We start from the raw sequence: 21,278 nt of genomic DNA, 5'->3' as shown, positions 1-21,278 counted from the left end.
GACAAGGGTCACGGAACGCCTTCACTAAACAGCCTCAGGGATGTGAGGGTTGGGAAGCGCCCGACCGAATCCTGAGGCATTTTCGTACAAATCTGATGGGCCATCTCCGACGCGATCGATAGCCTGAGGGTGTACTGGCACGTGGCCCTGCCGCCTGTCACCGCCTCTTTCCTTCCGCAGGAGCTTCTCATGATCTTTACTGTCCAATGCACTGCCCGGCACTGGTCCGTGTTGCATCCGAAGGCGGGTGACGCCACCCGTTACGCCCGCGGTGCCGATGCCTTCGACGCGGCCGCTGCGCTGGCCCTCGAGCACCATCGTCGCACCGGCCAGCGCAGCACGGTCCGGGTCGAGGCGCTCGGCAGCACCGTGGATGCGCTCCATATCGGGGAGTGACGCCACCGGCCGAGGCGCAGTCAGCCACGGTTGAGTTGTTTGAATGGGGAAAAAACCGCCGTGGTGCGCCCCCCTGTGCGCCGCGCCACGAATCCCGGATGCTTGCGCCATCGTATTCATCCGGAGATTCCGATGGGCAAGGCACTCACCTGGCGCACCCTGGCCTGCACGCTGCTGCCGATGCTGGCGGCCGCAGGCGGCGCGCAGGCGCAGAGCTATGGCTACGGTTATGACGACGATCGCTATGGCGGTCGTGATGGCGGCGGCATCGTCCGCTGCGAATCGATCAAGAACCGCAGCAATGAATGCCGCCTGGAAGGCCGTGCCCGGATGATCCGCCAGTTGTCCGGTTCGCCTTGCGTGGAAGGCGAGACCTGGGGGCAATCGCGCTACGGTGTGTGGGTCACCCAGGGCTGCCGTGCCGAGTTCGTTGGCGAGTACCGCCGTGGCGGTGGCTGGGGTGGTGGCCATGGCAACGGCTGGGGCAACGGTGGCAATGGCTGGGGCGGGGGTGAGGTGATCACCTGCCATTCCAACGGCCACCGCCAGGAGTACTGTGATGCCCGCATCCGTCGTGGTGTGCGCCTGGTGCGTCAGGATTCACGCAGCGCCTGCATCGAGGGCCAGACCTGGGGCTGGAACCGTCGTGGCATCTGGGTCAGCGACGGCTGCCGGGCGCAGTTCCAGGTGAATTGAGCTCGCCCATCGAAAATCAGAATAATCTGATACAGCTCACATTTTGAACGTCGTATCTTCTGTGATCAGGGCACCCCTGCGTGCCCCTGATCCGTCGCGATGAAGTCTGCCGTAACCGGCACGCCCGTCCCGCCACCGTCGATACGCTGCCTCAAGGAGTGAGCTGCATGTTGATCCGCCTGCAATGCGAGCAACGCCAATGGCGCGTGCTGCACCCGGACCGGCCGGAACCGATCGAGTTCCGCGATGGTGCCCGGGCCTACGATTTCGCTGAAACCCTTGCACGCCTCCACTTCGTCGACACCGGGCAGCGCGCTGCGGTGCGGGTGGAGGCCAGCGGCGCGTTCGTGGAAGCGGTCAGCTACGGCTGAGGGTTGGGGTTTCCGGCCAGATCATCGTTCCGGAGCCCGCTGTCCACGCACGGCGTGGATCTACTTTGCATCTGTCTCCACGCATGGCGTGGATCGACCCCTGTTCCGCAGTAGATCCACGCCATGCGTGGATCTACTGATGGTGACCGGCCTCAGCCTGCTGCGCTGAGCGGCGGGGTCCCGGCAGCCAGCTGCGGCCAGCGCTTGAGCACCGCCGCGCGGATGCCCGCTGCATCGATACCGGCTTCGGCCAGCAGGTCCTCACGGCTTGCGTGGTGCTGGTAACTGTCTGGCAGGCCCAGGTGCAGGATCGGGCGCAATACGCCTTCGGCGTTGAGCAGTTCGCCGACGCCGGAGCCGGCGCCGCCGGCCACCACATTGTCTTCGATTGTGACCAGGCCCTCGTGCTGGGCGGCCACGGCCAGCACCAGCTCGCGGTCCAGCGGCTTGATGAAGCGCATGTTGACCACGCTCAGACCCAGTTCGCGGCCGACCTGCTCAGCGGCGGCCACGGTGCTGCCGAAGGCGAGCAGCGCGACGCGGCTGCCCTGCAGGCGCAGCTCGCCCTTGCCGATTGGCAGGGTGGACAGGTCGGTACCGGCGGCAACGCCGGTGCCGGTGCCGCGCGGATAGCGCACGGCAGCCGGGCCCGGATGCTGCAGGCCAGTGCTTAGCATCTGCCGGCACTCGGCTTCATTGGACGGAGCCATCACCACCATGTTCGGCACGCAGCGCAGGAAACTCAGGTCGAGGTTGCCGGCATGGGTGGCGCCGTCCGGGCCGACCACGCCGGCGCGGTCGATCGCGAACAGCACGTCCAGGTCCTGGATGGCCACGTCATGCACCAGCTGGTCGTACGCGCGCTGCAGGAAAGTGGAATAGATCGCCACCACCGGCTTGCCGCCCTGGGTGGCCATGCCGGCGGCGAGGGTGACCGCGTGCTGCTCGGCAATTGCCACGTCGAAATAGCGCTGCGGGTATTCCTTGCTGAAACGCACCAGGCCGGAGCCTTCGCGCATCGCCGGGGTGATGCCGTACAGGCGTGGCTCGGCAGCGGCGGCATCGCACAGCCAGTCGCTGAACACATCGGTGTAGGTCGGCTTCTTGGCACCGGCCTTGGCCACCAGGCCCTTGTCCGGATCGAACGGGCCGACGGCGTGGTAACCGATCTGGTCGCCTTCGGCCGGCTCGTAGCCCTTGCCCTTCGTGGTCATCACGTGCAGCAGCTTCGGGCCCTTGGAGGCGCGCAGCGTCTTCAGCGTGGACAGCAGGGCCGGCATGTCGTGGCCGTCGATCGGGCCGGTGTAGTGGAAGCCCATTTCCTCGAACATCGTGGACGGCACGAACATGCCCTTCCAGTGTTCTTCCCAGCGCTTCACGAAGCGCGCCGGGTTGTTCTTCTTGTCGCCGAGGATCTTCTTGCCGCCTTCGCGCAGCGCATTGAGCGTGCGGCTGCCGGTGGCGCGGCCGAGCATCTTGGTCAGACCGCCGACCGCCTCGGAGATCGACATGTTGTTGTCGTTGAGGATCACCAGCAGGTTCGGCTCGGGCTCCATGCCACCGGCGTGCATCAGCGCTTCGAACGCCATGCCGGCGGTCATTGCGCCATCACCGATCACTGCAACGACCTGGCGGTTGTCGCCTTCGGACTGGCGGGCGATGGCCATGCCGAGTGCGGCCGAGATCGAGGTCGAGGAGTGGCCGACGCCGAAGGTGTCGTACTCGCTCTCTTCGCGCTTCGGGAACGGCGCGACGCCGTCCTTCTGCTTGACGGTGTGGATCTCGTCGCGGCGACCGGTCAGGATCTTGTGCGGGTAGGTCTGGTGACCGACGTCCCAGACCAGCTGGTCCTGCGGAGTCTGGTACAGGTAGTGCAGGGCCACGGTGAGTTCGATCACGCCCAGGCCGGCGGCGAAGTGGCCGCCGCTCTTGCCCACCGACTCGATGAGGTAGGCGCGCAGTTCGTCGGCGACCGCCCTCAATTCGGATTCGTCGAACGTGCGCAGGTCATCCGGTGTCTGGATGCGCGCGAGGCGGGGATAGCGGGCAGAGTCGATCATCATGTTCGCACTTGTTCTGAACGCCCATTTTCGCCCTCAAACGGGGGTGGGGCAAGCAAACGCCGCCGCCCGTGACAGGACGGTGAGGGTTGCATTTTCAGCGATTCAGGTGCTCAGTTTTGACCGCTTGGGCAATTGCGCCTTCAGGAAGGCCATCTGGTCGGCCAGGATGTTGCGGTTGGACAGGATCAGGTGCTCGATCCAGCTGGGCCGGTAAGGCACCGCCAGCAACGGCATTCCGGCCTGTTGGGGGGTGCGGTCGCTCTTGCGCGAGTTGCAGTGGAAGCAGGCGGTGACCACGTTTTCCCAGCAGTCCAGGCCACCCTTGGACAGCGGCATGACGTGGTCGCGGGTGAGCGTGGGGCGGTTGAACTGCTGGCCGCAGTACATGCATAGGTGCGCGTCGCGGGCGAACAGGGCCGGGTTGGTCAGGTTCGGCGTGGGGTCGATCGCGCGGGAGCGGGCGTGGCCGCGGGCGGCGATGATCGGGTGCAGGTCCATGCCGCTCTGCAGGCCGCTGAAGCGGTTGGTGCCGCCGTGGATGTGCAGGCAGGGATCGCCGAGTGTCCAGGCGACGGCTTCGCGGGCGTAGAGGCACGCCGCATCCTGCCAGGTGATCCAGTCCAGTACGCGTCCGTGGGCATCAAGCGAGAGCAGCCGGACCGAACCGGGGCGATGCAGCGTCGTGGCGTTGGGCGATGCTTCGGCGCCCGGAGCAGAAAACGGAGCTCCGGCTTCGATCAGACCCAAGCGTGTAGTGTCTGTCTCCATCGGGAGAACAGCTTATACCTGAATCATTGCGATTTGGGTATCGCCCCGAGGGCGATGCCCAAATCGCAATGATTCAGGTCCACGCATTCCTCCTATCCCCCGCACCTGTCGGTGCGCCCCCCCTTAGCAACCCAGCCCGCCGTTGGCGCGCTGGGTTGCCCGCGCATTCTTCCTAATCCCCGCGCCTGTCGGCGCGCCCCCTTTAACAAAAGGGGGCTTTTCTCCAGATGGATTTCGGTGGTTTCCATCCACGCATGGCGTGGATCTACGGTGTCGACCAAGGTCGACACCTACCAGCAGCAGAAATCTGTCGAGGGCGGGGTGGGTCCGGTTGCGGGGGCGTGAGCGCCATGGATGGCGCGACCGAGGCTACAGGGACGTACTTGCGCCGTCCCCCGCAATTGGACCCACCTCGCCACCCCGCAGGAAGCCAGCTCTTGCCGTTGCCGTTGCCGTTGCTGTTGCTGTTGCGGGTGCCGGCCAGCGGCCGGCACTACCGCGGGTGCCGGGCGCCGCCCGGCTCAGGCGCCGAAGCGCTCGTCGTCCATCGCCATCAGCGGGGCGGCGCCGGCCTGGATCGCGGCGGCGTGGGCGAGGGTGCGCGGCAGCACGCGGGCGAAGTAGAACCGTGCGGTCTCGCGCTTGCCCTGCGCGAAAGCGGCGCCGTGCGCGCTGGCATCGGCGGCCGCCACGCTGCGGGCCCACCAGTAAGCCAGCACCACGTAACCCGAATAGAACAGGTAGTCGTAGCTGGCTGCGCCGAGTTCGTCCGGATTGGCGGCCGAACGCTGCAGCACATCCATGGTCAGCTTGCCCCATTCGGCGGCCTTGGCGCGCAGCGGGCCGATGAACTCGGCCAGCGCTTCGTTGCCTTCGTTGGCCTTGGCGAACGCCTCGATCTCGGCCAGCATCAGCTTCAGGCCGGCGCCCTGGCTGGACGCGGTCTTGCGGCCGATCAGGTCCAGCGCCTGGATGCCGGTGGTGCCTTCATACAGCGTGGTGATGCGCGCATCGCGGGCCAGCTGCTCCATGCCGTGTTCGCGGATGTAGCCGTGGCCGCCGAAGCACTGCAGGGCGTTGTAGGTGTTCTCGATACCCCATTCGGTCTGGCAGGCCTTGGAGATCGGGGTCAGGAAGCTCACCAGGGTGTCGGCGCGCTCGCGCTCGGCGGCATCCTCGGCGTGGTGGGCGACGTCGATCAGGGTGGCGGCGTGCAGGGCCAGCAGGCGGCTGCCTTCGACCAGCGACTTCACCGTCAGCAGCATGCGGCGCACATCCGGGTGGACCAGGATCGGGTCGGCCGGCTTGTCCGGGAACTTGGCGCCGCTCAGGGCGCGCGACTGCAGGCGCTCACGGCTGTACTTCAGTGCGTTCTGGTAGGCGCGCTCGGACAGGCCGATGCCCTGCAGGCCGACGCCCAGGCGTGCGGTGTTCATCATGGTGAACATGGCCTGCAGGCCCTTGTGCGGCTGGCCGACCAGGTAGCCCTGCGCACCATCGAAGTTCATCACGCAGGTGACCGACCCCTTGATGCCCATCTTGTGCTCGATCGAGCCGCAGCGCAGCGCGTTGCGCTCGCCGACGTTGCCATCGCGGTCGACCTTGAACTTCGGGGTGACGAACAGCGAGATGCCCTTGGCACCCGGGGGCGCGTCAGGCAGCTTGGCCAGCACCAGGTGCACGATGTTGCCGGTCAGGTCGTGCTCGCCGGCAGTGATGAAGATCTTGGTGCCGGTGATCGAGTAGCTGCCATCGGCATTCGGCTCGGCCTTGGTCTTGAGCAGGCCCAGGTCGGTGCCGCAGTGCGGCTCGGTCAGGCACATGGTGCCGGTCCAACGGCCCTCGATCAGCGGCTTCAGGAAGGCCTCGTGCTGCCAGGCCTCGCCGTGCTGCTTCAGCGCTTCGATGGCGCCGTGCGAGAGCAGCGGGAAGTTGCCCCAGGCCAGGTTGGCGGCGTTGATCATCTCGTTGAGCGGCACGCCCAGGGTGTGCGGCAGGCCCTGGCCGCCCAGCTCCGGCGAGGCGGTCAGGCCGGTCCAGCCGCCATCGACGAACTGGTCGTAGGCCTGCTTGAAGCCGGGCGGGGTGGTCACTTCACCGGTGGCCTGGTCGAGCACGCAGCCGATCTCGTCGCCGACGCTGTTGAGCGGGGCCAGCACGGTGGCGCTGAAGCGGCCGGCTTCTTCCAGCACGGCATCGACCACGTCGGCGGTGGCGTCGGTGAAGCCCAGGCGGGCGAACAGGGGTTCGACCTTGAGCACATCGTGCAGGGCGAAACGGAGGTCGGAAAGCGGGGCGGTGTAGCTGCTCATCGGTACGTCTCGATTTGATCAGGGACAGGGGGAGCGGCGCCGGGCGCCGCGGCGGAAAGCGGGAGTCAGCGCAGCACGCCCGGGAGGCCCGGGGCCTGGTTGAGGGTGCTGCGGCTGCTGATGTCGAAACTGCGCTGCTTCTTTTCCTGCGGCGTGGCTGCCACCGTTCCCTTCAGGCCATAGGCCAGGGTGCGGTTGCTGGCCAGCGCATCGGCCACTACCAGGCGTGCGGCCGAGCTGGGCACCAGATTGACCTGGATGACGTCGGCCGAGGTGCCGCCGATGGAAATGCCCGGCGTGGCCTGCAGGGTGCCGGCGTCGCTGTCGCCGACGGTCAGCGCCAGCGCGACGTCATCGAAGGTCATGGGCATGGAGCTGTAGTTCTGCAGGCGCAGGGCTACGGTCCAGTTGCCGTCGGCGCGCACGGTCAGCTGCTGCAGGCTGGCCGCCGGTTCCGAAACACGCTTGACGATGCCGTTGTTGCAGGCAACAAGGGCGAGGGTGCACAGGACGATCAAGGCGATACGGAAGCGGTGGAGCATGGGCGCAGGTCCTCTGGAGGGGTGCGTTGGATAAGCATACTACGGCGTATGGTCGTTTGGATCGCCTGTGGCGACCCGTCGCAGAGGGTAGCGCGTGAAGATGGCGGCCGGGCGTGCGCGGCGCCGGATGGCGCGCGCGTGGTGCGCCGGATGCGGCGCGGTTCAGTCGGCGGGCGTGTCGCGAATCGGAGCCATCAGGCGCAGTGGGCCGAGGTCGTAGCCCATCGTCTCGGCTTTCTCTTTCAACTGTTCGAACCGGGCGCGATCCATTTCCGGCAGGCGCGAGAGGATCCACAGGTACTTACGGTCCGGCTCACCGACCAACGCCCACTGATAGTCCGGGTCCAGTGCCAGGACCCAGTAGTCCGCCCAGACCAGTGGCACCCAGCTCAGCCAGTCCGGCACGAAGCGCACCTGCAACTGGCCGGGATGGCCGGCAACCGGGCGTGCCACGCCTTCAGCAACCACGCGTTCTCCGTCGCCGTTGCGGCAGGCATTGGTGACACTGATGCGGCCATCGCGGCGCAGCCCGTAGTTGGCGGTGATCTCGCCGACGCACTGCTTCTGGAACGACACCGGAAGATGCGCGATCTCGTGCCACTGGCCTGCGTAGCGGTCGATGTCCAGCGTGTCGACTGCGCGCACCGGTTCGGCGGCGATCACCGGGGAGGCGGCCAGCAGCAGGCAGGCAAGCAGGGTGGGGCGCAGAGGCATCGGCAGGCTCCAGGCAGGAGTCCTGAGCTTAGGCGAGCGGCCACGGGCGCGTGTAAAGGTTCCATGCGCCGGCACCATTGCCGTCGTCAGTTGCGGCTACTGCTCGAACGGGCGTTGACTGCGCTCGTCGCCGTCAAAGGTAAGTGTCCGCGTATGCAACGTGCCGCTGCCCATATCCCATTTGAAGGTGTCCAGCCCTCCGCCGCCAGTTCCCTTGGAATGCAGGCGTACTGTGCCGCGGGTCAGATTGTCGGTCAGCAGCAGTTGCGCGGAGCCGTCGGCGTCCACACGGAGTCCGGCCCGGTCCCGCCACCGGTCCTCGCCCTGTCGCTTCGGGGCGTCCAGAGCAAGAGCGACGCTGTTGTCCTCGAACGTGCTCAGGCCGCCTCGCTCGGCGCCGGAAGCGTCGAAAATCAGGATGCCGGCAGCGCGGCTTCGTCGCCCTTCTTCTACGCTGTCCTGGCCAATCTCCACCCTTACCACGCCGTGCTCGTCGAGTACCTGCAGCTGCCGCGTGCTCAAATGATCGACGTGTAATGGGGCATTGCGCTGCGAAAGCAGCCAAGCCGTGACTGCGGCCAAGCCAAGCAACAATACGGACAGCCCGGCAACCAGCCATTGCAGGCGTCGCAGCGATTGCTGTAGTTGGGACAGGGAAGGGGTGTCATCCATGTCATCAGTGCTCCATGCAGTGAACCAAGAACGGTACTACAGAGACGGCAGGCACGGTCGCGCAAAAAAAAAGACCTGCATTTCTGCAGGTCTCTGAAGATGGTGGCCGAAGACGGAATCGAACCGCCGACACGGGGATTTTCAATCCCCTGCTCTACCAACTGAGCTACTCGGCCAAATTGTGTGGCAACCGTGATCAAACCCGGTTTCCGGAAAAAAAAGACCCGCATTTCTGCAGGCCTTCGAAAGTGGTGGCCGAAGACGGAATCGAACCGCCGACACGGGGATTTTCAATCCCCTGCTCTACCAACTGAGCTACTCGGCCACATGTTTCGTTGCAGCGAGGTCGCTGCCAAGGACGCGTATATTACGGAGGTCGGCTGCCTTCGGCAAGCGTTTTGCCAAGATTTCTTCACATTGCCGTCTGCGCGCTCGCAAGTGCTTGATCCTCCGTTCTGGGGCGGGGCGTGGCCAGTCGATCATCGTCTGCGGTGGAAATCAGCAGATCGCCGCGATCGCCAAAGCTGAAAGGGCAAGGGCTGCGCCGGACCCGCGCCTGTCCGGGTGATGGAACGCTGTTTTCGTGGCCGCCATCGGGGATGGCTGCGGCGTAGTGTCGGCACTCCTTTCCTGATGCTGGCAACAGCAGAGACCTGGCCATGTCCGATCCCTCGACCACCTCCCGCATCGTGCTTGCGTCGCGTCCGCAGGGGGCGCCAAGTGCAGCCAACTTCCGCCTGGAACAGGTTGCGTTGCCGTCATTGGCCGATGGCGAGGTGCTGCTGCGCAACCGCTACCTGTCGCTGGACCCGTACATGCGTGGGCGCATGGACGAGGGCCCCTCGTATGCCGCGCCGGTGGCGGTGGGCGCGGTGATGGAAGGGCAGACCGTGGCCGAGGTGCTGCAGTCCAACGCCGAGGGCGTAGCCGCAGGTGAGCTGGTGCTGGCGCCGGGTGGCTGGCAGACCCACGCGGTGCTGCCGGCCAGGGCACTGGGGCGCCGCCTGGACCCGGCCGGACTGCCGCTGAGTACCGCGCTGGGCGTGTATGGCATGCCCGGCTTCACCGCCTATTCCAGCCTGCATGAAATCGCCCGTTTGAAGCCGGGCGAGACGCTGGTGGTGGCTGCCGCGACCGGGCCGGTGGGCGCGACCGTGGCCCAGCTGGCCAAGCTGCAGGGCGCGCGCGTGGTCGCCATCGCCGGCGGCGAAGCCAAGCGTGCCTATCTTCAGACGCTGGGCGTGGACGTGGCGCTGGATCATCGCGCCGCTGATTTCGCCGCGCAGCTGCGCGCGGCGGTGCCCAGGGGTATCGACGTGTATTTCGAGAACGTGGGCGGGCATGTGCTGGATGCAGTGCTGCCGCTGCTCAACGACTTCGCCCGCATTCCGGTGTGCGGCACCATCGCGACCTACAACGAGCGGGGCGTCGAGCAGCCCGGCCCGGACCGGTTGCCCGCACTGTTCAGCCAGATCCTGCGCCAGCGCCTGACCGTGCGCGGTTTCATCGTGCACGACTTCAACCACCTGTGGCCGGAGTTCGAACGCGAGATGCCGCAGTGGCTGCGCGACGGCCGCATCCAGTACCGCGAGGATGTGGTGGAAGGGCTGGAGAATGCACCGGAGGCGTTCTTCGGGCTGTTGCAGGGGCGCAACTTCGGAAAGCTGGTGGTGAAGCTGGATTGAGCGTTCGCCGGGATTCGCCGGGCATGGCCCGGCGCTACCGCGCGGTGTGCCGACCAAGGTCGGCAGCTACCGGGTTGCATCAGCCGTTGGCTGCCTTTTCCCGGCGCAGCAGTTCGCGCTTGCGCGCTACGCCCCAGGCATAGCCGGACAGGTCGCCATCGCGGCGCACCACGCGGTGGCAGGGCACGGCCACCGCCAACGGATTGCTTGCGCATGCGCGTGCGACGGCACGGCTTGAGCGCGGCGCGCCGATACGCGCGGCGATATCCGCATACGAGGCAGTCTGCCCGCGCGGAATCTGCTGCAGTGCCTGCCACACCCGTTGCTGGAACGCGGTGCCACGGATATCCAGCGGCAGCGTGGCGCCTCGCGAAGGATCCTCGACCAGGCCTACGACCTGCGCCACCAGTTGCTCGTAGCCCTGGTCGGCGCCGACCAGTTCGGCTTGGCGGAAGCGTTGCTGCAACGACTGCAGCAGTGTCTCCGGATCGTCGCCGAGCAGGATCGCGACCACGCCGGTCCCGCTGCTGGCCACCAGCACGCTGCCCAGTGAGCTTTCGGCAAGCGCGAAGTGGATGACTTCGCCGCGCCCCCCTGCGCGCCATTGCTTGGGCGTCATGCCCAGCAATTTCGGTGCGTTCTCGTAGAAGCGTCCACTGGAACCGAAGCCAGCATCGTGGAAGGCGTCGGTGATGCGTTCCTGTTGTTCCAGCCCAGTGCGCAGGCGGTCGGCGCGCAGCGCGGCGGCGTACTGCTTGGGGGTCAGCCCGGTGGACTGCTTGAACAGGCGATGCAGGCGCGTCGGGCTGCAGCCAGCGATATCGGCCAGTTGCTGCAGCGAGGGTTCGTCGAGGCTGGCCTGCAGGTGCCGGCAGACCCGTTCGATGCGGTCATCGAGGGCGGTGGTGGCGGTACTGTCCATGGCCGGATTCTGGCACGTGCCGGTGCTGCGGAAACTCCGTTTCCTGCACTCACCTGTGAGGCCCGGAAACGGAGTGTTGGCGGGCCGAAGGCACGGCATCGTGGCGGCCACTTCACAACCGGTACCACGACCATGCGCCTGAACAACAAGATCGCTCTCATCACCGGTGCCAGCGCCGGTATCGGCCGCGCCAGCGCGCTGCGCTTCGCCGCCGAAGGAGCAAAGCTGGTGCTCAACGCACGGAGGCCGGAGCCGCTGCAGGCGCTGGCCGAGCAGATTCGCGCTGCCGGTGGCGAAGCCGTGGTGCATGCCGCCGACGTGGCCAACCCGGGCACGGCGCAGGCGCTGGTCGATCTGGCCCAGCAGTCATTCGGCGGCCTGGACATCGCGCTCAACAATGCCGGCATGCTCGGCCCGGGCGTGCCGGCGGCGGAGTTTCCGGTGGATGCCTGGCGCGAGGTGATGGCCACCAATCTCGACGCCGCCTTCCATGCGGCACGCGCGCAGCTGCCGGCACTGCTGGCGCGCGGCGGCGGCTCGCTGGTGTTCGTCGGTACCTTCGTCGGCCACACCGTGGGATTCCCGGGCATGGCGGCCTATGCGTCAAGCAAGGCCGGGGTGATCGGCCTGAGCCAGGTGATCGCTGCCGAATACGGTGCGCGCGGTGTGCGCAGCAACGTACTGCTGCCCGGTGGCACCGATACGGAGATGGGCCGGCAGGCCGCACCGACCGGCGATGCCCGCGACTTCGTGCGCTCGCTGCACGCACTCAAGCGCCTCGCCGAGCCGGAGGAAATCGCCAATGCGGCGCTGTTCCTGGCCAGCGATGAGAGCAGTTTCGTTACGGGTACCGCGATGCGCGTGGAGGGTGGGGTGTCGATCACCCGTACCTGAGCGCGGTCACGTGCGTGGTGAGTAGCGAATGCCGCTGCTGGCCATGAAGCCTTTCGGATCGAAACGGGCCCAGGCTTCGCCCCAGTTGAACCGGGCGCAGCCGCCGGCCAGTTTTCGCCCCAATGCCGTGGCCAAGGTGCGGCGCATGAACGCGACTTCGGCATCGATCGCTGCCTGGGTTGGCCAGCCGTCTTCCAGTGTTGCACCGGGTAGATCGACGCCCATCGTCACCATGTCGAGCTGTTGCCCGTGGAAGCACAGGCTGATGCCAGCGGGCGCACCGCCCAGGCTGAGCCGGTGCAGGCTGAGCCAGTGATAGCCGGTGCCGACATCACGCTCCCCACTTACCAAAGCGGTAAAGGCGATGCGCGCTTCATCCAGTGAGAGCGTGGAGCAGATCAAGGCCGGCAGATTGCCGAGCTGGATGCTGCCGTCGGTCGCATCGAGGCGCATCGGCACGGCGTGTGCTGCGTGCTGGACAGAAGAGGGCATGGCATACCGGTGGGCGTGGTGCCTCGGATTCTGGCTGCACGGGGGCCGCAGCGGCAAGCCAGTGCCTGCACATGACGTTGGCACAGGACTGACCTGTGGCTTACCCGGCAACCTCTAGCGTGATGGGCAACGTTGGCGTTCCGCCGGCGAGGGAGATTTCAATGAACGAGCGAGGCAAGGATCAGGACCCGAAGCAGGGCATCCAGGAAAGCCGCCAGGACAGGAAGCAGGACGACGTGGCCAAGCAGCGGCCGGGGCAGCGCGATCAACAGGTGCGCGATACGCACTCGCGCAGCCCGCAGCGCAAGGACGGCGGCGAGGAGCCGGCCTGAGCCGCGGGCGCTGAAAAGAAAAAACCCGCAGATCACGGAGATCTACGGGTTCTTCTGAATAGTGGTGGAGCCAAGGAGGATCGAACTCCTGACCTCGTCATTGCGAACGACGCGCTCTCCCAGCTGAGCTATGGCCCCACGGCAGGGCTTCAGTCTAGCCAAGCGCCTGCCGCTTGCCAAGCCGATCAAAGGAATTCCATGTCGAGACGCGAGGCACATCAGCGGGTGACTGTGCCGAAACCGCTTGTTTCACCGGGTTTGGGTGCTGCGCAACGAAATCGTAACAATTTGGGGGATAATGGCGGCTTGCGCAGTTATCCTCCTTTTTGCCGCCCGGCTCGCGCAGGCCGCACGGACGCCTCCTCAGAGCATTTCATGCCCTCCCATTCCGATTCCCGCCGCCTGTCGGGTATGTCGTCTTCCTTTGTTTCCTTCCGCCGCCATCCGCTGGCCCTGGCCTGTGCCGGCCTGGCCCTGGTCGGCAGCTTCGGCGCCGCCGCACAGGACAGCGCGCCGACCCCGACCGGCCTGGACACGATCACCGTGACCGCCGAACACCGTGAGCAGAACCTGCAGGAAGTGCCGGTCTCGGTGGGCGTGGTGCAGGGCGAGCGCATGCGCGACTTCACCGCCGGCGGCGACGACACCCTGCTGGCGCTGTCCGGCCGCGTGCCGAGCCTGTATGCGGAAACCACCACTGGCCGCATCTTCCCGCGCTTCTACATCCGTGGCCTGGGCAACATCGACTTCTACCTCGGTGCCTCGCAGCCGGTGTCGATCATCCAGGACGACGTGGTGCTGGAACACGTGGTGCTGAAGTCCAACCCGGTCTATGACGTGGACCAGGTGGAAGTGCTGCGCGGCCCGCAGGGCTCGCTGTTCGGCCGCAACACCACCGCGGGCATCATCAAGTTCGACACGCTGAAGCCGACCCAGGACTACACCGGCCGTGTCAGCGCCAGCTACGCGTCCTACAACAGCGTGTCGATCGACGGCGGCTTTGGCGGCCCGATCAACGACATCGCCTCGTTCCGCGTGTCGGCCCTGTACCAGCACCGCGACGACTATGTAGACAACACCTACAAGGGCCCGAGTGCCGACGGCACGGTCAGCCCGAAGAAGAACGCCATGGGCGGCTTCGATGACCGCAACGTGCGCGCGCAGCTGCTGCTGACCCCGAGCGACCAGTTCTCGATCCTGGCCTCGGCCCACGCCCGTGACTACGAAGGCACCTCGACCCTGTTCCTGCGCGGTGCGCTGACCAAGGGCTCGAACAAGACCGACGTGCCGCGCGACAAGGTCGCCTACGACGAAGCCGACAACAACCCGCAGGCCTACAAGACCTACGGCGGTTCGGTGAAGGCGCGTTACGACTTCGGTGCGATCGACTTCACTTCGATCACCGCCTACGAAACCACCTCCGGCTACAGCCGTGGCGACACCGACGGCGGCGCCGCGGTGAACTTCCCGGTCAACGGCGTGCCGAACGGCTACGGCCAGTCGATGGGCCGCATCCGTGACCTGGACCAGTGGACCCAGGAATTCCGCCTGGCCAGCCATGACGACAGCGCCCTGCAGTGGCAGGCCGGTGCGTTCTACTTCAACGGCAGCGACACCACCGACTTCTACCAGCGCGCCTGGTTCCTGCAGGGCGCGGCCCGCAACCCGAACAACTGGGTGCGCCTGCGTAACAAGAACACCTCGTGGGCCGGTTTCGGCCAGCTGAGCTACGCCTTCAGCGACAAGTTCACCGTCACCGCCGGCCTGCGCCAGACCAAGGACGAGAAGCACACCCGCCTGCTGAAGACCGCGGACACCGCTGCCGGCGTGGTCACCTACAAGGGCCGCACCGACGTCAAGATGTCTGACACCACGCCGAGCTGGGATCTGAGCGCGATGTATCAGATCACGCCGGACGTGAGCGTCTACGCCAAGGTTGCGCGTGGCTTCCGCGGCCCGACCATCCAGGGCCGTTCGGCGGTGTTCAATGCCGATTTCACCACCGCCGATTCCGAGACCATCCTGTCCTGGGAAGCGGGCGTGAAGAGCAGCCTGTGGGACAACCGCCTGCGCCTGAACGCCACCGCGTTCACCTACACCGTCAACGACATCCAGCTCAACGGCAACGATTCGGACGGCAATGGCGTGCTGTTCAACGCCGACAAGGCCAAGGCCTACGGTTTCGAAGCGGACATGGAACTGCGCCCGATCCCGAACCTGACCCTGAGCGCCGGCCTGAGCCTGCTGCACAGCGAGATCAAGGACAAGCGCGTGTACGCGCAGGTCTGCGGCCTCAACGGCCAGGTGGTGTGCACCGTCGGCGACCCGACCATCAAGGTCGGTGCCAACACCTTCGCGCAGATCGACGGCAACCCGCTGCCGAACGCGCCGAAGTACAACGTCAACCTGGCGGCCCGCTACGACTTCCCGGTCAGCGACGCTGGCACCATGTTCGTGTCCACCGACTGGAACAAGCAGGGTTACACCAGCTTCGTGCTGTACGACAGCAAGGAGTTCAACTCCAAGGGTGACTTCGAGGGTGGCCTGAAGATCGGCTACTCTGGCAACTACGGTGCCTACGAAGTGGCGCTGTTCGCGCGCAACATCACCAACGAGAAGAACCTCAAGGGTGTGATCGAGAACTACATGGCCGCGGTCTACAACGAGCCGCGCACCGTGGGTGTCTCGCTGAACATGAACTGGTAAGCCTTACCCCGTCGTGTAACGGAAACGGCGCTCATCGAGCGCCGTTTTTCGTTGCTGGCCAGGCATCATCCGTGCTCAAGGCGTGGCGCTGACGCCCTTGCCCAGCGCTGCATCGGACGGCGCACTGGGGCCCAGCACCTGCAGCTGCATCGCCTCCATCCGCTCCAGTACCTTGCGCTGCTTGCCGTTGAGGCCGCGCGAGGTGATTGCGATGTGCTTGCGTGCAGCGTCCAACGGCGCGGGTTGGTAGTGCACCCTGAAGCGGCGCAGGGCGCAGCCCGTCAGCTTGTCGACCGGTGCGCAGTCGTTCGCGTTGAAATCGATATCGCCGTCGGCGGCAACAATGAAGGGGCTGAGCAGGATCTGCCCTTCGTGGGCAGTGAAGGCCAGTGGCGCGTGGGCCTTGGCGATGACCGCCTGGATGCGTACGGCAGGGATGTCTTCAGGGACGATCCTGTCATCCCAGTAGCCTTCGGTCGGGCGCGAGGTTTCGTAGTTCTGGGTGCCCCATGCCACGCAGTTGCCGGAAGCCACGTGCACCGAGATGCAGACCTGCTGGGAGTGCTGATCGGTCAGGACGCCCGGTGGTACCCAGACCTTCTTCCAGGAATAGAAACGGTAATCGACGTCGGCAAGGCGGGTGGCGCCGATGTCCTTCGATACTTCGTCCATCGTCCCCAGCGGCTTCAGCTTGGCCACGCGGGTGTTCAGGCGGTAGTTCTCCGCACCGTTCAGCAGATAGGTGCCCGGCGGAATCAGATGCACCTCGAACACGTCCATCAACACCGTCCGCTGCGGGCCGGTTTCCAGTTCGTTGGTGTTGAACAGCTGCACATAGCCCTGGGAGGGAATGTCCTTGTGCTGGAAGGACACCCGCGTCGAGAACCCGGGCAGGTCGGTCGAGCGGTTGCCCAGATGAAAGCCGGGGACCGGAGAGCCGACGCCTGGCCCGCCGTTGTGCACGACATACGGGGCCGGCACCAGCACGGCAACCAGACCATCGCGGGTGGCACCGTCAATGATGTCCACCAGCTTGGCTGTGTTCTCCTTTTCCTGTGCATAGGAAAGCGGTGCGGCCTGCCCAGCGCATGCCAGGACCAACGGGGTTAGCAGCAGTGCGCAGGCGGTCGCGATCTTGAGGGTCTGCATCGACGTCTCCTTGTCAGTACCGGCAAACCCTAGCACGGCCCCAGCAGGCCTGAGGTGCACGGCGCCGACGTGGTCCGGCGCCTTGTGCCATCAACGTGCCGGCAGCAGCGCCTGCAACCGCGATTCCAGTTCCTGCTGGCGCCAGCCGGCCAGTGCTGCCGGCCATTGGCGGCGTTCCAGATAGCTTTCCAGATGCTTGCGGGAGGCCAGCACGCCATCCGGCAGGCCCAGCTCGCGGCTGCGCTCGGCCACCGCGTCTTGAAGCTTCTTCACCGCCTGCTTGTTGCTGTCGTTGGCGGGTAGTGCCAGCGGTGCCCCGGCCTCATCGGCCAGCGGTGTGGACAGCGCCTGCCAGACCGCGCCGGCCAGCTTGCGCGGTGCCTTCGGGAACTGCTCGAACAGCTTGCCCAGCGCAGCCTCGTCGGCCGGTGGCGTGCGCGCCAGGGTGGCGGCCAGTTCGTTGTCCAGGATCCAGCTTCGCGGGCGGTCGCTGTTGCGTGCCTGTACATCACGCCAGCGCAGCAGGCGCAGCAGGCGGTGCTGTGCGGCCGCGTCGAGGAACTGCGCCGAGCGCATCGCCAGATGCGGCCAGCGGTCTTCGTCATTGGCGACGCTGGCCAGCAGGCGCTCGCCATCGTCGTGCAGCCACTGCTGGCGGCCGAGCGCCTGCAGCTTGGCATCAATGGCGTCATGCAGTGCGAACAGGTGCTCGACATCGTCGGCGGCATACTGCAGCTGCGACTCCGAAAGCGGGCGGCGCATCCAGTCCGAACGGGTTTCGCCCTTGGCCAGGGCGACGCCGGTGATTTCCGCCACCAGCTTCTGGTAGCCCATGCCGCCGCCGATGCCGGCCAGCGCAGCACCGATCTGGGTGTCGAACAGTGGTCGCGGCAGCACGCCGCACGCCCACTTGAAGGCGACCAGGTCTTCGCTGGCGCTGTGCATCACCTTGGTGATGGATTCATCGGCCAGCCACGGCGCCAGCGCCTCGGTCATGCCGGGAATCAGCGGGTCGATCAGCAGGATGTCCTGCCCGACCGCCATCTGCACCAAGGCCAGCTGCGGCCAGAAGGTGCGCTCACGGATGAATTCGGTATCCAGGCCGATGCGGGTCGGGCGCTGCTGGAAGTACGCATCCAGCTCGGCGGGGGTGGTGATCCAGGTTGCCACGGGTCAGGGCCTACTACTCGGGTTTGCTCAGGCAGGGGAGAATAGCCTAACGTCGGTGCGCGTCCGTGCCGAAGGAGGCTCTGCTTGCGTTTTTCGTTGTCGCCCGTGCTGTGCACCGTCCTGGCCTTGGCCCTGGCCGGCTGCACGCCGTCGCCCCCCACGGCAACGGACCGGAGTGCCGGGGAACAGGCGCGCCCGTCCGCGGACGCAGACAGCGACGAGCGCCCGCAGGCCGGGCAGGGCAGCGTGACCATCGCCGGTGAGGATGCCGCCGAGGATGTACAGCAGTGGACGCCGCCGCGGGTGGACCGCCAGGGCCGCAGCCTGGCCCAGTTGCGACGCGCCGCCGAGCAGGCGTTCGCCGAAGGACGGCTCTATGAGGATGCCGATGCCGCCATCCCGCTGTGGCTGGCGGTACAGGAAGAGGATCCGGATGACCGCCAGGCCCGCCAAGGCCTGCAGCGCGCCCGCGAGCGCCTGCAGCAGCAGGCGGATGCGTTGCTGGTGCGGCCGCTGAAGCAGCGCGAGGCGCTGGCCGAGGCCAGCCGCCAGGCGCTGGTGCTGCTGACCCTGGCGCCGAAGGACGAGAAGGTGCGTGCGCTGCAGGGACGGGTGGAGCTTGCCCAGCGGGTCGTGGCCTATAACCGCGCCGGCGAAGAGGACCTGCGCTCGGACCGGATCGGTGAAGATGGGGATGGGGCCATCGGCAACTTCCGTGAGGCACTGGCACTGGATGAGGACAACAGCCGCGCACGGCAGGGACTGGCCGCGGCCGAAAGTGGACTGATCCGCCGCGCCGAAGACGCGGCACGCACGCGTGATTTCGCCAGCGCCGGCACTTGGCTGGCCGAAGCGAGCAAGGTGCGCGACTCGTCGCCCACCATCGCCGACGCGTTCGAGCGCATCGAGCAGATCCGTGCGGCGGCATTGCTGCAGCTGCGCGATGACGGCCTGCGCGACCTGTCCACGCCGCAGGGCCTGAAGCCGGCGCGCGAGAAACTGGCCGAGGCCCTGCGCATCGCCCTGCCGGGAGACGCGGTGGTGGCCCAGCTGCGTGAGCGTATCGACCTGGCCACCCACTACGGCAGCTTCCGCCCTGGACAGGTGTTCAGCGACGCCATGCGCGATGGCGGACGCGGGCCGCAGATGGTGGTGGTGCCGCATGGCGGTTTCCAGATGGGCGCCGGCGATGCCGAGCCGGGCTCGAGCGATGCCGAGCGACCATCGCACTATGTGCGCTTTGATCGAGGCTTTGCGATGGCGATCACCGAGGTCACGGTCAGCGATTTCCAGCGCTACGTGAAGGCGACCAATGCGCGCCCACGGGCGACGCGGCGCGGCCATTCGGTGGTCTATGACGAACGCAGCGGCAACTTCATCCGCCGCAGCGGCGTGGACTGGCGCTCGGATTACGACGGTGGCCGCGCGATGGCCAATTCGCCGGTGATGCACGTCAGCATCCGCGATGCCGAAAACTATGCGGCGTGGTTGTCCGAGCAGACCGGGCGCAGCTACCGGTTGCCCAGTGAAGCAGAGTTCGAGTACGCGCTGCGCGGTGGCAGCAGTGGTCGCTACCCCTGGGGCGATGCCGGCACGCCGCCGCCGGGCAGCGGCAATTTCACCGGCAGCAAGGACGTGTCGCCGTCCGGGCGGCATTGGCACAACGCCTTCATCGGCTATGGCGATGGCTGGTGGGGGCCAGCACCGGTAGGGAGTTTCCAGGCCAATGCCTTCGGCCTGCACGACATGGGCGGCAATCTCAGCGAATGGGTGGCCGATTGCTGGCATGCCAGCTACCGGCGCGCGCCCTCCGATGGCGCCGCCTGGTTCAACCCGGGCTGCCGCGCACGGGTGATCCGGGGTGGCAACTGGGCCAATGCGCCGGAGCAGACCCGTGCCGCCTGGCGGCAATCCCAGGACTCGGATACCACCAACGCGCGCATCGGCTTCCGCCTGGTGCGCGGCATCTGATCGGCGGCCGGCTTCACCCGCTGCTGGCATCGGCGCACTAAGATTGCGCCGTGCCCGCCGGCCGGCGGGGCCCGCTGGAAGCCGACCCGATGCGCAATGATCCCTTCTCCCGCTCGCCGCAAGGCCCGCAACGGCGTGGCCTGTTCGGCAACATCCGCTGGTGGGTGCTGTTGCTGGCCGCCGGCTATGCGGTCTTCTACTGGTTTTCCAACCGCACGGTGGATCCGTATACCGGCGAGAAGGTGATGATCGACAGCAGCCTGGATGCGCGGCAGGAGACCGCTTTGGGGCTGCAGGCCTACCAGCAGATCCTGTCGCAGGAACGGCCGATGGATCCCAATGCGCCGATCGCGCGCGATGTGCGTGACATCGCCCAGCGGCTGATTGCCAAGGTCGATGTGGTGGAGACCGCGCTGGCCCAGGAGCACGGCGTGCAGCCGGCGCATTTCGCGCGGGATTTCCAGTGGGAAGTGAATGTGATCCCGTCCGAGCAGGCCAATGCGTTCTGCCTCCCGGGCGGCAAGATGGCGGTCTACACCGGGCTGGTGCCGGTGGCGCGCACCCGCGATGCGATGGCGGTGGTGATGGGCCATGAGATTGCCCATGCGCTGCTGCGCCACGGTGCACAGCGGATGGCCCAGCAGAAGCTGACCCAGATCGGGCAGGTGGCCGGTGCCGCCAGCGGCATGGATGCGCAGCAGCAACAGATGATGATGTCGGCGATGGGTTATGGGTATCTGCTGCCGTATGCGCGCAGCCACGAGACGCAGGCCGATGAAGTGGGGCTGATGCTGGCCGCAGCGGCGTGCTTCGATCCACGCGAGGCGGTGCCGCTGTGGCAGCGCATGGGCCAGGCCAGCGGTGGCCAGGCGCCGCCGGAATTCTCCTCGACCCATCCCAACCCGGGTACCCGCATCCAGAACCTGCAGGCGCTGATGCCGAAGGCACTCGAATACCGGCAGAAGTTCTGCGAGCAGGCAAAGTAGAGGGTTGTTCGGCAGGGCTGCGCCCTGCACCTGCCGAAGCAACAGCAACAGCGTGCATTCCGTGGGATGGCGGGGTGGGTCCGGTTGCGGGGGCCGCTGCAAGTACGTCCATGTAAGCTCGGTCGCCGCATCCATGCCGCGGACACTCCCGCAACCGGACCCACCCCGCCTTCGACAGATTCTCGCGACCTGCAGTAGATCCACGCCATGCGTGGATGCTCTTCGATCTCAATTCGAAATATTCGACTCCGATGGAGATCCATCCACGCATGGGGTGGATATACCGTGTCGACCAAGGTCGACAACTACCAACAGCCTCCGGAATCTGTCAGAGGTGGGGCGGTGTCGGAGTGCGGGGTGTCAGCCGCATGGATGCGGCTGCCAAGCTTACAGGGACGTACTTGCAGCGTCCCCGCACCTGTCTCTTATACACATCT

19 protein-coding genes and 3 tRNA genes are annotated in these 21,278 nt (G+C 66.5%); 9 read left to right on the top strand and 13 right to left on the bottom strand.

What is annotated here, in order from left to right; genetic code table 11:
- The first annotated feature begins 189 nt into the window (after positions 1–189).
- From AC5O77_RS02670 to AC5O77_RS02660, 3 genes are all read left to right on the top strand, one after another.
- Positions 190–396, top strand: coding sequence for a hypothetical protein (locus AC5O77_RS02670; protein ID WP_478056977.1), 207 nt, complete (start codon positions 190–192; stop codon positions 394–396).
- Positions 397–528: 132 nt separating this feature from the next.
- Positions 529–1,092 carry a DUF3011 domain-containing protein gene (locus AC5O77_RS02665; protein WP_049401711.1) on the top strand — a complete coding sequence of 188 codons (564 nt, stop codon included), beginning with the start codon at positions 529–531 and terminating at the stop codon, positions 1,090–1,092.
- A gap of 167 nt (positions 1,093–1,259) precedes the next feature.
- Positions 1,260–1,463: a hypothetical protein gene (locus tag AC5O77_RS02660; protein ID WP_005417823.1), complete on the top strand. Its 204-nt coding sequence runs from the start codon at positions 1,260–1,262 to the stop codon at positions 1,461–1,463.
- Between the two features lie 152 nt (positions 1,464–1,615).
- Here the strand turns inward: AC5O77_RS02660 and dxs are convergent, their stop codons facing one another.
- The 8 genes from dxs to AC5O77_RS02620 all read right to left on the bottom strand — a co-directional run bounded on the left by dxs (position 1,616) and on the right by AC5O77_RS02620 (position 8,859).
- Positions 1,616–3,523 (bottom strand): 1-deoxy-D-xylulose-5-phosphate synthase, encoded by a 1,908-nt coding sequence (dxs, locus tag AC5O77_RS02655; RefSeq protein WP_032130306.1) that lies wholly within the window; start codon positions 3,521–3,523, stop codon positions 1,616–1,618.
- Positions 3,524–3,628: 105 nt separating this feature from the next.
- Positions 3,629–4,294, bottom strand: a complete 666-nt coding sequence (locus AC5O77_RS02650; protein WP_019336875.1) for an HNH endonuclease — start codon at positions 4,292–4,294, stop codon at positions 3,629–3,631.
- 521 nt (positions 4,295–4,815) lie between these two features.
- Positions 4,816–6,606 carry an acyl-CoA dehydrogenase C-terminal domain-containing protein gene (locus tag AC5O77_RS02645; RefSeq protein WP_317218287.1) on the bottom strand — a complete coding sequence of 597 codons (1,791 nt, stop codon included), beginning with the start codon at positions 6,604–6,606 and terminating at the stop codon, positions 4,816–4,818.
- A 65-nt stretch (positions 6,607–6,671) separates the two neighbouring features.
- Entirely contained in the window at positions 6,672–7,148 is a 477-nt protein-coding gene (locus AC5O77_RS02640) for an LEA/WHy family protein (RefSeq protein ID WP_121504553.1), read from the bottom strand.
- Between the two features lie 162 nt (positions 7,149–7,310).
- A complete protein-coding gene (locus AC5O77_RS02635) occupies positions 7,311–7,862 on the bottom strand; it encodes a lipocalin family protein (RefSeq protein WP_032130303.1) in 552 nt (183 codons plus the stop codon).
- A 96-nt stretch (positions 7,863–7,958) separates the two neighbouring features.
- Positions 7,959–8,534 (bottom strand): hypothetical protein, encoded by a 576-nt coding sequence (locus AC5O77_RS02630; protein ID WP_494506424.1) that lies wholly within the window; start codon positions 8,532–8,534, stop codon positions 7,959–7,961.
- 100 nt (positions 8,535–8,634) lie between these two features.
- Positions 8,635–8,710, bottom strand: a tRNA-Phe gene (locus AC5O77_RS02625).
- A gap of 73 nt (positions 8,711–8,783) precedes the next feature.
- A tRNA-Phe gene (locus tag AC5O77_RS02620) sits at positions 8,784–8,859 on the bottom strand.
- Between the two features lie 334 nt (positions 8,860–9,193).
- Between AC5O77_RS02620 and curA the strand changes: the two genes are divergently transcribed.
- A complete protein-coding gene (curA, locus tag AC5O77_RS02615) occupies positions 9,194–10,219 on the top strand; it encodes an NADPH-dependent curcumin/dihydrocurcumin reductase (RefSeq protein WP_032130302.1) in 1,026 nt (341 codons plus the stop codon).
- Between the two features lie 79 nt (positions 10,220–10,298).
- Here the strand turns inward: curA and AC5O77_RS02610 are convergent, their stop codons facing one another.
- Positions 10,299–11,141 carry a bifunctional transcriptional activator/DNA repair enzyme AdaA gene (locus AC5O77_RS02610; RefSeq protein ID WP_285302357.1) on the bottom strand — a complete coding sequence of 281 codons (843 nt, stop codon included), beginning with the start codon at positions 11,139–11,141 and terminating at the stop codon, positions 10,299–10,301.
- 132 nt (positions 11,142–11,273) lie between these two features.
- Here AC5O77_RS02610 and AC5O77_RS02605 point away from each other — a divergent pair, with 132 nt between their 5' ends.
- Entirely contained in the window at positions 11,274–12,035 is a 762-nt protein-coding gene (locus AC5O77_RS02605; RefSeq protein ID WP_285302358.1) for an SDR family oxidoreductase, read from the top strand.
- Between the two features lie 6 nt (positions 12,036–12,041).
- Here AC5O77_RS02605 and AC5O77_RS02600 read toward each other — a convergent pair whose 3' ends face one another.
- Positions 12,042–12,527 (bottom strand): hypothetical protein, encoded by a 486-nt coding sequence (locus tag AC5O77_RS02600; RefSeq protein ID WP_478057016.1) that lies wholly within the window; start codon positions 12,525–12,527, stop codon positions 12,042–12,044.
- 161 nt (positions 12,528–12,688) lie between these two features.
- Between AC5O77_RS02600 and AC5O77_RS02595 the strand changes: the two genes are divergently transcribed.
- Positions 12,689–12,859: a hypothetical protein gene (locus tag AC5O77_RS02595; RefSeq protein ID WP_165929940.1), complete on the top strand. Its 171-nt coding sequence runs from the start codon at positions 12,689–12,691 to the stop codon at positions 12,857–12,859.
- 62 nt (positions 12,860–12,921) lie between these two features.
- Here AC5O77_RS02595 and AC5O77_RS02590 read toward each other — a convergent pair.
- A tRNA-Ala gene (locus AC5O77_RS02590) sits at positions 12,922–12,997 on the bottom strand.
- Between the two features lie 237 nt (positions 12,998–13,234).
- On the opposite strand from AC5O77_RS02590, the gene AC5O77_RS02585 reads away from it, so the two are divergent.
- Positions 13,235–15,565 carry a TonB-dependent receptor gene (locus AC5O77_RS02585; protein ID WP_494506423.1) on the top strand — a complete coding sequence of 777 codons (2,331 nt, stop codon included), beginning with the start codon at positions 13,235–13,237 and terminating at the stop codon, positions 15,563–15,565.
- A 75-nt stretch (positions 15,566–15,640) separates the two neighbouring features.
- Here AC5O77_RS02585 and AC5O77_RS02580 read toward each other — a convergent pair whose 3' ends face one another.
- Together AC5O77_RS02580 and rnd are read right to left on the bottom strand one after the other, a co-directional pair.
- On the bottom strand, positions 15,641–16,714 hold the full coding sequence (locus AC5O77_RS02580; protein ID WP_032130293.1) for a hypothetical protein: 1,074 nt from the start codon (positions 16,712–16,714) through the stop codon (positions 15,641–15,643).
- Positions 16,715–16,804: 90 nt separating this feature from the next.
- Positions 16,805–17,884 (bottom strand): ribonuclease D, encoded by a 1,080-nt coding sequence (rnd, locus tag AC5O77_RS02575; RefSeq protein ID WP_032130292.1) that lies wholly within the window; start codon positions 17,882–17,884, stop codon positions 16,805–16,807.
- A gap of 84 nt (positions 17,885–17,968) precedes the next feature.
- Between rnd and AC5O77_RS02570 the strand changes: the two genes are divergently transcribed.
- On the top strand, positions 17,969–19,855 hold the full coding sequence (locus AC5O77_RS02570; RefSeq protein ID WP_317218563.1) for a formylglycine-generating enzyme family protein: 1,887 nt from the start codon (positions 17,969–17,971) through the stop codon (positions 19,853–19,855).
- 89 nt (positions 19,856–19,944) lie between these two features.
- Positions 19,945–20,841 carry a M48 family metallopeptidase gene (locus tag AC5O77_RS02565; RefSeq protein ID WP_032130290.1) on the top strand — a complete coding sequence of 299 codons (897 nt, stop codon included), beginning with the start codon at positions 19,945–19,947 and terminating at the stop codon, positions 20,839–20,841.
- The last annotated feature ends 437 nt before the right edge of the window (positions 20,842–21,278 follow it).

The sequence above is a fragment of the Stenotrophomonas sp. INTA L402-1 genome, assembly GCF_059295135.1.
Note: the sequence above shows the minus strand (reverse complement) of the source record. Positions and strands in the feature narration are given on the sequence as shown.